The sequence below is a fragment of the Pseudomonas aylmerensis genome (assembly GCF_001702265.1).
In the GTDB taxonomy this organism is placed as follows: Bacteria; Pseudomonadota; Gammaproteobacteria; order Pseudomonadales; family Pseudomonadaceae; genus Aquipseudomonas; species Aquipseudomonas aylmerensis.
On record NZ_MAUE01000048.1, the window covers coordinates 174,382 to 187,009 of the forward strand.

Here is a 12,628-nt window from a genome sequence, read left to right on the forward strand (position 1 = left end):
TGTGGTGAGTGAGCATTCGGTGTTTGTCACGCCGATTGTCACGAGGGGGAAAGCCGCAAAGTCCCGTGCGAGCAAGGCTGCAGCAGTGTGATATGCGCCCGTCTCTTTAGGGGGCAAAGAGACGGGCAACAGGTTGGCGCAAGAAATGGCCAAGCGGATAAGTTGCTGCAGAGCAGCCAGGGAGAGCATGAGCTGCCGCAGTGGGTATTCTGGAAGAAGTGGCATCCATCACATCGCTGTGACCGTGCGAGCCGCCGGACGCTAATCGCACTTGGGGGTGAACCACCACGGTATGGCGTAGCCTCAAAGGTTCTGGCTACCTGGGTGCTGTCGAGGACAGCGCTGGTACGGTTCTGGTTTAGCGCTCGTTCTGCTCGCGGTCAACCGATTTTGGGGGCGGCTGTTGCGCCAATCGGTAACGGTGGAAGACCTTGGAAGCCGGTGGTTTTCCATGGCCGGGTGGTCGTTCGTCGGTTTTTAATGTGAGCCTGCGTAATTGCATGGACTTGACCATTTGCATTGTCACTGACCAGTCAATTGCAGTCGTGCTGATCAACCGTTTGCATTCGACTTGATCAGCACACGCTGTAGTGACGACCAGCGGAGAACGGCCAAAAGCAGCCCCTGGTAGCTGTCCAACCTTCGCCCTCATTATGTCGCTCAACCGTAGCAACATCTCCAACCGGTACTTAATGGGCGACAACGACTAAAACGACATATCATATGAGATTCGTATTAGGCAGATGTAGCAATGGCTACTGATCAGCGTTGAGATCCCAGTCTCTGATCAAGGGCACGCAACGCGCCGCGACTACCTAAGCGCATCGAATAATCTAGGAGCCGAGATGGCATACGTGGTGGCTTTGCTTGCAACTCGATGGGGAAGTGATTTAGGTGGCCTCAATGTATTCAATAAGGGTCTAGCAGAAGGCTTGATCCAAGCACTACCCAAAGGAAGCCAGACGTACTGCTTTGTAAATCGGTTGCCGGAAATCGGATGCGAGGTAGGGGTGACGCTTATAGAGCATAAAGAGTTCAAAGCTTCCGACATAGCTGCCGAAATTGCCAGCTATTGTAGGATAGTAGATATGGAGGCGTTGCAAGGCGTGTTGGTTGTGGGGCATGACGTCATTACTGGCCAAGCTGCCGTCGACTGCGCCAACCAACTTCGTCAACATCTGAGCGAGACGGATATCAAGTCAGCCGTTATAGGTCATATGGACTATTCGTCGTATGCCTTTATGAAAGGGCAAAGCATGGAGGAGGTGACTGCGCGCTCGATCAAGCAGCGAGAAGTCATTGCTGCTGCAGATTGTGCATTTGCCGTGGGTCCACTTTTACAGCGTAACTTCGCATCGGCACGAAGTGCCAAGCATCGACCAAGATCACCTGTAAGGCCATTGATACCCGGAGTGGAAAAGGTTAAGTGGCAGCACCACGATCCTCGCGTCGACTTACAAGTTTTTATCTCAGGTCGGCTTAATCGTGATGATGATCCGATTAAAAATTCTATACTGGCCATTCATGCACTCGCGGAAGCATATTCGCGAGGTCGACAAATTGATGCTGTGGCCTGGCGAGCGCGCGGGCAGCTTTTTGCTTGGGGAGTAGACCCAAGTTCCGACCAAGTTGTGGTAGAAGAGTTGAAGGAGATCGGCAGCAAGAATGCTGCGTTTACTCTTCATGCAGAGCCTTTTTCCGATGACCAGGTAGCCCTACGCCAACGCTTGGCAAATTGTCATGTGGCGTTGATGCCGTCTTGGCATGAAGGGTTTGGCTTGAGTGGATGGGAGGCTCTTTGCGCCGGTATCCCTCTGGTATGCTCGCGTCAGTCCGGGCTCGCGATGCTAATTGATGATCTAAAGCAGCAGTTCCCAGAAGTTCCATTCGACAGCGTTGAGTTCGTGAATCTGGGCGGCAGCATGACTGCAGGTACGCCGAGCCAGGAGGATATCGGGCAATGTGCTGACGCATTGCTTGCGATTACAGGCAACCTCGAGGTGCGAAAGCAAGCTGCTATCGAGGTTGCATCCCTGCTGAAGCGTGAATATAGCTGGAAACGCTGCGCATCTGATTTGCTAGAAGGTACTGGTTGGTACTTGCCTGGATCGGTGCATTGGGCGAACCGACAAGCTGTCGGTCGAAAGCAGGAGGAGTCTCGTCAAGTATTGGACCGAATACTTGAGACTTTGGGCCAACTAGACCTCGAAGAGGACTGGGCTGATTTGACGACGGCCTTCAATAGTCTTAGCGACGCCGGTAAGAACGCCGATTTACATAATAGGGCCGAACTGCAAGAGAAACTGCGTGATATCGGCAGCGCTATTGGTGATCGTATGGCTGTGGCGAGCTCAGCAAGAGACTCGGGATACATGGACGTGTGTTGGCGATTTATGGCTGCTTGCGCAAACATTTGCCCTAGTTTCAGAGCTTTTTCTGAGTCCTTTCCAGAGCCTATGTTACAGGTCATCTGGAAAGATGCATTTTTGACTAAGGAGTTACTCTACTACTCATCAGCCTTTACTAATGAAATCTTGAATCAGGCCAGCGAGATTGCTCCTAAGTTCTTCGAGTCAGCTCGTTTATTCGATTTTGGGACCTCGTTCGCTATTCGACTCGCCCGCTTGGCAAGCAAAAACCCAGGGCTCGCACAAATTGTTTCGGGAATTGAAACTGATCCTGCTTTCATAATGGAAAATGAGCGCTGTATTAAAGTAACGCAGCACTCACATGATATTGCGGAAATCATCGCAACCGACCCTATGTTGGCGCCTACGACGCTGGCGCTAATGGCGCATGGCTTAGATCCGACTCGACAGATTTCTGATCAGGCTGTCAGTTTTTTAAATATTTATTATCCTGCTGTTGGCAAAGTTAAGGGGCATTGGCGTGGGGATAAGCGTGTATTCGCAGCGCTTGCTACCGCGAGCTTATCGACGCAGGTGCTTCTCGAGACTTTACGGAGAATGGCTCTTGATGAGGATGAAAGTATTAGATGGGCCTCATTGCACCTAGCCTTCTCACACACATTGCGACGGCGACTAGAAGCTGCCTTCTCCGCGGGGGGGTTGAGCATAGGGGGCTCCCTAAATGAGGAACTGGGTAGAATTGTGGACTTGGCTATCAGCACCGATGATGGCCATCCATGGCTGCATCGGGAATTTCTGAGTCATTATCTAGAAGAGTGTGTTTCACTATCGGAACCCGGGAAGCCCGCACCTTTAGGTGTATTGGACTTCCCCGTCGCAAGATGGTTGATTGGACCAGTCGTAGGTGAGACTGCGCCTACACTTCGTGGTTGTATGCATCCAGAAGTTGCCGTTACGCGCGCTGATACTCTCCAAGATGTTAAGCGCATCCTGCTTGTACTACCTCCCATTGAAATCGATGATGCTGCATCCGGAGCATCGCGGACCAGCACACCAGCTTTGGGCCTGGGCCTACTGGCCTCTCATCTCGCGGCTCAGGGGCACGACGTTCAGATCGCGGACTGTCATAGGTTCCCAAGGCTGCGTGCTGAAGTGTTACGCCTGGCACGAACTTTCGACTTAATTGGATTCAATACAGTATTTTCTACAGTTCAATCAACGATGAATATGCTCGTTGGTATTCGCAAGCGAACACATAGTACTACACTGGTAATCGGCGGGCCGGCAGCCAAGCTAAATGCATGGCAGTTCTCTACAGTACATACAGAGGACGCCCAAGCAAGCTGGGACTTTGCAGTTTCAGACAATGCTGTGGAAAATCTATCGTCCTTGGTGGCTAGTTTGAAAACTCCAGGGAAATGGCCCGAAGCACCGGGTATTACCCCCAACTTAAAGAGCTGGAATGTGGTTGGTCGTGGAGTCCAGAAAGGTAACATGCTGCCGGCCTTATCGCTAAAGTCGCCAGCGGCTACCTGGCCGCAAGTCATAATTGATCGTCGCATTTATCGTAACGAGGGTGGCCAGTATGAGCCCACGCGAACCAGGGCAAAATCGAAGACTTTTCATGAGGCTCATGTAGTTATGTCGCAAGGCTGCGACTGGAATTGTGCTTTTTGTACCGAGCGGAGAGAGAAAAGTGGAGGTGAAATTCGCCGAGAAGTCTCGCATGTTCTCATGGAGGTTAACGGCCTGGCTTTGCAACATCCAGAACTCCGAGTTCAGTTTGTAGACGATAACTTGCTGCCGCAGATTGCATCCGATGGAAAGCTTCGAGCAGATAAGTACAATGGACTCGCATGGGCTAGCGATTTTCTTGATGGATTGGTCAGAGTCAAAGAGCGGGCTGGCGACTCATTTGGTTGGCGTGGAATCTTCCGTATTGAGGATTTCATTGCTTACGAAGAGAGTATGGATGTTCCTTTCATAGAGCGGTTACAACAATCAGGATGTCGTATGCTTGCATTCGGCATTGAGCACGGAAGTGAAGAGCGGAGAAAAAAGAGTAAAGCAGCAAGTGAGATCGTAACGAATCGTCAAATTTCAGAATTGTTTGCGCGACTTCGATCTGCGGATATTCTCACAAAGGCATATTTCATGCTTGGCGGTCAATGGGAGACGCCAGAGTCAGCACAGCAGACTATTGATTTTTCGGTTGAATGTGGAGTGACGCTAGCATATTTTGCACTTTATAAAGATTTTTCCAGCGCTTCAAGCGTCCTGAGCAAAGAGCAGCATGCCAATGACCCAAAGTCAGAAAGCTATATACGATATAAACAGCTAACACTTGACTGGGATCGAAAACTCACTGACGTACGAAGCAATCCTGTGAGCTTGGATTTCGATATGGGCGGCTCTCCAATTACGGAGCAAGAGCTGAAATGCTATCGTGAGCTTTCAACCCTGGGCTTTCAATTTGCAGACTTGGTCAAGTACAACGACTTTCATAGCGAAGAACCTAATGGAGGTAAACTTCTACACTCTGTAACATGGGGGGCACCATCGGAGTACTTCAAAATCGTTGAGCAAGCATACCGTAGGTTCTATTTGCGAGATGGATTTGTTAAAGAGTATTGCGCATTGCTGGAGCACGGATATTGAGCCAGCGCCAGTATCCGCTCTTGGCCGATTCTGTTGAAAAAGTCGGCTTCGGTTTCCATGGCAGAAAAGTACACGTCTGAGATTGAAATCTGTGTTTTGCGCAGAAGGTTCAGGGCTCAGATTTGACGTAGCAGCGTGCAAAAAAGGCGTTTTCACCGCTCAATGCATGGGTACTCAGGCCGGGTCGACTTTTTCAACACAATCGGCCGGTTGCAGTCCTTCAGTGCTTGGCTGACGCACTCGCGTTGAGTGGCACCCGCTGATACCCATCAACTGCAAACGGCTGGTCAGCGCGAATGCAAATGACTGGTCAAGCCGGATGCAAACGACTGGTCAGTTGCAATGCAATTAGGTGGTCAAGTGAGATGCAATTACCCAGAGCCCATGCGAGTGGGAATGCGGAGCCTTCCCGCTCGCGTGGGCTTGGCCGAGAAAGCCCCAAGAGCGAGGCTTGCAACGGCGACAGTCGCCACTTCTGTCGCCATGCTGCAGGCCAGGTATTACATGGGTTGTCGCCGGTCTCGCCGCTGTCGCCAAATCAACCATCACTCTATCTGGGGAGTCATCATCGGTTACCAACGGCGTCCGGTGAGCACTCACCGTATCGGCACGACATTGCGGTTCCTGGCGTCATTGATGGCAGCTACCGACAGGTTGCCAGTGGCCGCTTTCTGGATGTGCTCACTCCACCAAGCCATCATCGGACGCCGGCGTTCGATGTAGTCGGCTCGGTTGTAAGCGCTTCGGACTTCGTCCTTGTCGACATGCGCCAGCGCGACTTCGATCAACTCCGGATCCCACCCATGCTCGTTCAGGATGGTGCTGGCCATGGAGCGCATGCCGTGGCTGACCAAGCGGTCCTGGAAGCCCATGCGTTTCAACGCCATGTTGGCAGTCTGGCTGTTGGCATGGGTGCGCGGGTTTCTATCTGCCGGGAACACGTATTCCCTGTGGCCGCTGTGGGGCTTGAGCGTCTCCAGTAACGCGAGTGCCTGTTCGGTCAGCGGGATGGTATGCGGACGACGCTTCTTCATGCGCTCCGGCGGGATGGTCCAGATGCGTTTGTCGAAGTTGATGTCTGCCCAACGGGTGGTCGCCGCTTCGGCAGGACGGGTCATGGTATGCAGTTGCCATTCGATCAGGCAGCGGGTGATCCGCTTGATGCTGGCGTTCGCGATTTCCACCATGAGCTCGGATAGCTCTTCGGGTCGTAGCGCGGCCATATTCTCTTTCTTGGGCTTCTTGAATACCGCTCGAATGCCACTGAGGGGGTTAGCGAAAATCAGCCCGGAGTTTACCCCGTAGGTCATGATCTCGTTGAGCCGTTGGCTCAATCGCTTCACTGTCTCGAGGCTGCCTTTGGCCTCGATTGGGCGAAGCAGTTCGATGACCATCGGTGCGGTAATTTTCGAGAGCGGCGTTGTTTTCAGGTCTGGAAATACATGCAGCGTGAGCGATCGCCAAATGTCTTCGGCGTACGCCGGCGTGACGGAGTCCTTCTTCAGCTCGAACCAGGCGGTGGCCACGTTTTCAAACGTGTGCTCCGTCTCCGCTCGTTTGGCTTCGTCCTGTGCATTGCGTAGCACTTTGGGATCAATGCCTTGTGCAAGCAGCTCGCGTGCTTCCACCACTTTCTTCCTGGCGTTCGCTAGCGAGAGCGCTGGGTACGTGCCCAGCCCCATATTGATACGGTTTTTGGTTACCGGCTCGCGGTAATTGAAGTTCCACAGCATCGAGCCATTGCTCCTGACCCGGAGCTGAAGGCCGTCACCATCACTGAGGACATAATCCTTGTCTTTGGCCTTGACTGCCTTGAGCTGGCGGTCAGATAGGCGGAGGGCTGGAGCAGGCATGAGAGCTACCTCTGACACCGTTTTGGTATTCCAAAAAATAGCACCGGAGAGCTTGGAATACCATTTGGAATACCCAAACGCCTGGAACTCAAAAAACCTTTGAGGAGCCCAGTAGCGCTGAAACCCTTGATTTCACTGAATTTCAGGCACAAAAAAAGACGTCCGTGGACGTCTTTAGATGATGAAGTGGTGGAGCCGGGGGGATTTGAACCCCCGTCCGCCAGTACTCCGCTGTCGGTACTACATGCGTAGCCGTTTCTATTAAGTTAACCCTCAGCGACCCGAAGGGCAGGGTGCTTTGGGCGAGTTGTGTAAGTTTTAGCCGCTTCGTCCACAACGTACTGCACGGCGATTCTGTTCTATATGACAATCACTTTGGGTTTACAGACATCCCCTGGTGATTGCTGGACCCGAAGGTACCAGAAGCTCAGGGCTAAGGCTGCTTACGCAGCGAGAGCGAATTCCTGGCCGTAGTTTTCGTCATTGGCAACTATAAGAAGTTGCAACAGTGGATTTACGAGTTCTGTTACCAACTCGGCATGCACCTAAAGTTTCGCGACCGGCGTCGAATCCTAAACGGCCCCGTGCTTGTAACTCGTTGTTTCTTAGTGAGTGACAAGCCTGTGCAGTGTACGCCAAACGCTCACGGAAGGCCAACCCGAAGGTTGGCCATCAACGACGGCGTGTTACTGGTTGCCGCCTTTTTCAGTGTTCTGCAGGTCTTGCAGGGCTTTGGAGGTGATCTCGATGCACTTCTTGTCATCACCTGCAGCATGAGCTGCTTTTGCCTGGGAGACGGCGGTGTCGATTTCTCCCTTCTTGCCGCTGGTGTCAGTGGCAAGCAGGGCTTGGCCGTTGTTGATTTTGTCCAGATTGATCTTGCACAGATCGGGCTCGCCCGCAGCGAAAACAGGGGAGGCCAGCATCGCAGCGGTAATGAACAAGCCAGCAAGAGCGGAACGCTTCATAGGGTATCTCCTTGCGCAAAAGGGCTCGACGCTGCTGGCGTTCAACGGCTGCCAGCGACATCACTGTTGAGCCTCGTTCGTCGAGGCCTATGCAGATGACTACGCCGGCGCGCAGGGGTTCGTTTTTTTGCAGGATTAATGCACGCGGGCCTGGGTGACCCGGTCCACGAGATACACCAAGCCGTGATAATCAATGCCTCCGTGCTGGCTCAGACCGATCTCGCAGGTGCGGCTGGTGGAGAGGCCTTCACTGCAATATTGCACGGCGTCTTTGAGCGAGCGCAGCGCGTGGGCGTTGAGTTCCGGCGTGGTGAAACCCTTGTCGCCGGCAAAACCACAGCAGTGGATGCCTTCCGGGATCACCACGGTTTTTGAGCAGCGTCGGGCCAGGTCGATCAACGCCTGGCTTTCGCCCAAATGCTGGGTACTGCAGGTGACGTGTACCGCAATCGGCGCTTCCTGGGGGGTGAAGTCGAGTCGGTCCATCAGGTGTGTGCGGATAAAACGTACCGGGTCGTAAAGGTCCAGGCGCGTTTCGCCGAGGTCTTGCACCAGGCGCAGGGTGCAGGGGCTGGTGTCGCAGTAGATCGGATCGAGTCCGCCACGGCTGGCATGCAGCAGCGCGCCGATCAGTTCCTGGCGTTTGTGCTCCGCCTGTTCGGCATAGCCCTTTGAGGCAAACGGCTGGCCGCAGCACAGGCTGTCTTGATTGTCGGGGAACACCACTTGGTAACCGGCCTTTTCCAACAGGCCACGGGTCTTGTCGTACAGCGACATCTGCTCTTTATCACTGGCGGACGGCCCCATGGCGCGTGAGACGCAAGCCGCCAGGTAGACCACGCGGGGCCGCTCATCGGTCACGGCCGGGCTGAAGCGGATGGTTTTCTCCGGCTGTGGCATGGCGCTGGTCCACTGCGGGATTTGCCCCTTGGACAACCGGGTCACCGTGGCAGACAGTTTCGCCAGGCGAGGGGCGCCCAACAGCATGCGCGCACCGTTGGCGACATGCAGGGTAAAGCGCGCACCTTGCAATGCCGTGGCGAAATGGGTCGCGAGCCATTCGGCGGTTTTCGTACGGTCAGCATCGCGGCTGCGCAGCTTCTTCACCAGGTCGCCGGTATTGATTCCTACAGGGCAGCGTTGCGCGCACAGGCCGGTGGCGGCGCAGGTATCGATACCCTGGTAGTGATAGGCGGCTTCGAGTTCAGTGGTGTCGACGCCTGCGCGTTTTTTCGCCTGGATATCGCGCCAGATCACGATGCGCTGGCGCGGGCTCAACGTCAGGCCTTTGGAGGGACACACCGGCTCGCAGAACCCGCACTCGATGCATTTATCCACAATCTCGTCGGCGGCCGGCAGGGGCTTGAGGTGCTTGAGGTGGATTTGCGGGTCTTCGCTGAGTACAACATCCGGGTTGAGAATGCCGTTGGGGTCCAATAGACGCTTGAGCTGCCACATCAACTGATAGGCATCGCTGCCCCATTCCAGCTCGACGAAAGGCGCCATATTGCGGCCCGTGCCGTGTTCGGCCTTCAGCGAGCCGCCAAACTCCACGGCCACCAATTGCGCGACGTCGTCCATGAACGCCTGGTAGCGCGTGACTTCTTCCGCGCTGTTGAAGCCTTGGGTGAACACGAAGTGCAGATTGCCTTCCAGGGCGTGTCCGAAAAGGATGGCTTCGTCGTAGTGATGTTTGTCGAACAGTTCGATCAAGCGGTTCACGCCGATCGCCAGTTGCTCGACCGGAAAGGTGACGTCTTCGATGATCACCGTGGTGCCGGTTTTGCGGACGGCACCGACGGCGGGGAAGGTGTCTTTGCGGATCGCCCACAGGCGGGCGTTTTCCACCGGGTCTTCAGTGAAGTCGACTTGCTTCTCTACAGGGAACGCCGCCAGGGACGCCATGATCAGCGCCAATTGTTCGTGCAGCAGTGATGGGGAGGCGGCGCGCGATTCGATCAGCAGCGCGCAGGCATTTTCCGATAAGTGCTGCACGAAAGCCGGCATGCCGGGTTTGTCCTGCACCGAGCGCATGCTGCGCCGGTCCAACAGCTCAACCGCCGAGACCGGCTGGGTTTTCAGCACGGTCACCGCGTTGCAGCAGGTCTCGACATCCGGGAACACAATCAGCGCCGACGCTTTGTTGGGGTGGTCGATCACTGTGTCGTAGGTCACTGCGCTGATGAAGCCCAGGGTCCCTTCGGAGCCGACCAGCAGATGGCTGAGGATATCCAGCGGTTCATCGAAATCCACCAGGGCATTGAGCGACAGGCCGGTGGTATTTTTCAGACGATATTTGTGGCGGATTTTTGCCGCCAGTTCGGCATTTGCCCGCGTCTCGCGGCCAAGTGTCGCCAGTCGCTCAAGCAGGGCTGCATGGTGTTTTCGAAACGCTGCAACGCTGGCTGCATCCTCGGTGTCCAGTCGACCGCCATCGGCCAGTACCAGACGAATCCCGGCCAGGGTGTGATAGGTGTTCTGCGCGGTGCCGCAGCACATGCCGCTGGCATTATTGGCAACGATGCCGCCGATCTTGCAGGCATTGATCGACGCTGGATCCGGCCCGATCTTGCGCCCGAACGGCGCCAGCCACGCATTGGCCTGGGCGCCGATGACGCCGGGCTGCAGGCGGATCTGCGTGCCTTGCCCGCGAATCTCGCGGCCGTTCCAGTTGTCACCCAGCACGATCAGTACTGAATCGCTGATAGCTTGCCCGGACAGGCTGGTGCCCGCCGCGCGGAAGGTCACTGGCACGCGGTCGCGTTGGGCCAGTTGCAGCAGCGCGACGACTTCGTCTTCCGACTCCACGCGGATCACTAGCTGTGGGATCAGTCGATAAAAGCTGGCGTCGGTACCGAATGCGAGGGTGGAAAGTGGGTCGTCGAAACGCCGATCCTTCGGGATCAGCTGTATGACGTCGGCAAGGAAAGCGGCAGGCAGACTCATCGGTCCTCCAGAAATAGCTGACGCCGGAACCGTTGTCCGGCGTCGATTCTTACCCTATTGCGTGCAGGTCTCAGTGCACCAGCATACCGGTGAACCAGTAGGCCTGCGCCAAGGTGATCAGCCCGACGATCGTGGCAAAGAACAGGCTGTGCTTGAGGGTGAAGCGGAACAGGTCGGATTCCTTGCCCACCAGGCCAGTGGCTGCGCAGGCGACGGCGATTGATTGTGGCGAGATCATCTTGCCGGTCACGCCGCCGCTGGTGTTTGCCGCGACCAGCAGGGTGTCGTTGACGCCGATCTGATGCGCGGTGGTGGCTTGCAGCGAGCTGAACAGTGCATTGGATGAGGTGTCGGAGCCTGTCAGGAAAACCCCCAGCCAGCCGAGGAAAGGCGAGAAGAACGGGAAGGCCGCCCCGGTGCCGGCCAGCACCAGTGCCATGGTCGACGACATGCCGGAATAGTTGGTGACGAAGGCGAACGCCAGCACCATGCCGATCGACAGGATGGGCCAGCGCAGCTCGTAGAAGGTCTCTTTTAAAGTGGTAAGACCAGTTTTAATGTCGATCTTCAGCACCAGCATCGACACCAGTGCCGAGAAGAAAATCGCAGTGCCGGTGGCCGAGATCGGGTCCAGCTTGAACACGGCCGGGATCGCGGTGGGATTGGTGACAATGGGCGCCACCTTGATCACCAATTGGTCCAGGTGCGGAATTGCGAAGTTGAACACCCAACTGTACATCGAGCCGCCGGCGGCAAACATTGCCTTGAACGGTTTGAGCGTCCAGATGGTGACCAGCACGGTCAGGATCAGGAACGGCGACCAGGCCTTGAAAATCTGCACCAGGCTGTAGGGCGAAGCAACGGTGTTGCGCGGCAGGCCGAAGCCGCCAGCGCTGGCGGTGACTGCTGCGCTCGACGTGGCGCCGGCAATCTGCGCGCCCGCGGTGCGCTTGGGTTGCCAGACTTTGAGGAATAAGGTCAGGGCAATCAGGCTGGCCAGGGCCGAGGTGATGTCCGGCAGTTCCGGGCCAATGAAGTTGGAGGTGAAGTACTGGGTGACGGCGAAGCTCAAGCCAGCCACCAGCGCCGCCGGCCAGGTTTCGCGAACGCCGCGCAGGCCATCCATCATGAACACCAGCCAGAACGGCACGAACAGCGACAGCAGGGGCAGTTGGCGGCCGGTCATGGCGCCGATCTTGAACGCGTCGATACCGGTCACCTGGCCGGCCACGATGATCGGGATCCCGAGTGCGCCGAAGGCGACCGGCGCGGTGTTGGCAATCAAGCACAGGCCGGCGGCATACAGTGGGTTGAAGCCCAGGCCTACCAGCAGCGCGGCAGTGATCGCCACGGGGGCGCCGAAACCGGCGGCACCTTCCAGAAATGCGCCGAAGCAGAAGCCAATCAACAGCACTTGCAGGCGTTGATCGTCAGTGATCGACAGCACCGAGCTGCGGATGATTTCGAATTGGCCGCTCTTGACCGTCAGTTTGTACAGGAACACGGCCGCCACGATGATCCAGGCGATAGGCCACAGGCCGTAGGCGAAGCCATAGCCGGCGGCAGCCAGCGCCATGTCTACCGGCATCTGGAAGGCGAAGATCGCGACCAGGATCGAGAGCGCCAGGGTGATGCTCCCGGCAACGTGGCCTTTGAGGCGAAACACCGCCAGGGCCAGGAAGAAGAATACGATCGGGATAACGGCGGCCAGTGCGGACAGGCCGAGGCTGCCGAGCGGGCTGTAGAGCTGTTGCCAGGTTTGCATATGGGGTGGCCCCTGATTGTTGTTGTTTAGTCAGCTTGGATAATTGGTAATACCAATTTACAATCGCTG

The 12,628-nt window shown here is 55.9% G+C and carries 5 protein-coding genes and 1 other RNA gene; 1 reads left to right on the forward strand and 5 read right to left on the reverse strand.

Going from position 1 to position 12,628, the window contains the following annotated elements:
• Positions 1-845 precede the first annotated feature (845 nt).
• Entirely contained in the window at positions 846-5,027 is a 4,182-nt protein-coding gene (locus BBG20_RS31030; protein WP_065910241.1) for a glycosyltransferase, read from the forward strand.
• A 596-nt stretch (positions 5,028-5,623) separates the two neighbouring features.
• Here BBG20_RS31030 and BBG20_RS31035 read toward each other — a convergent pair.
• From BBG20_RS31035 to BBG20_RS31055, 5 genes are all read right to left on the reverse strand, one after another.
• Entirely contained in the window at positions 5,624-6,880 is a 1,257-nt protein-coding gene (locus tag BBG20_RS31035; protein ID WP_065910243.1) for an integrase domain-containing protein, read from the reverse strand.
• A gap of 187 nt (positions 6,881-7,067) precedes the next feature.
• Positions 7,068-7,464: a transfer-messenger RNA gene (gene ssrA, locus BBG20_RS31040) on the reverse strand.
• Positions 7,465-7,566: 102 nt separating this feature from the next.
• Complete coding sequence (locus BBG20_RS31045; RefSeq protein WP_065910245.1) at positions 7,567-7,848, reverse strand: hypothetical protein; 282 nt, start codon at positions 7,846-7,848, stop codon at positions 7,567-7,569.
• Between the two features lie 135 nt (positions 7,849-7,983).
• On the reverse strand, positions 7,984-10,794 hold the full coding sequence (locus BBG20_RS31050) for an FAD-binding and (Fe-S)-binding domain-containing protein (protein ID WP_065910246.1): 2,811 nt from the start codon (positions 10,792-10,794) through the stop codon (positions 7,984-7,986).
• Between the two features lie 70 nt (positions 10,795-10,864).
• Positions 10,865-12,559, reverse strand: a complete 1,695-nt coding sequence (locus tag BBG20_RS31055; protein WP_065910248.1) for a lactate permease LctP family transporter — start codon at positions 12,557-12,559, stop codon at positions 10,865-10,867.
• Between the last annotated feature and the right edge of the window lie 69 nt (positions 12,560-12,628).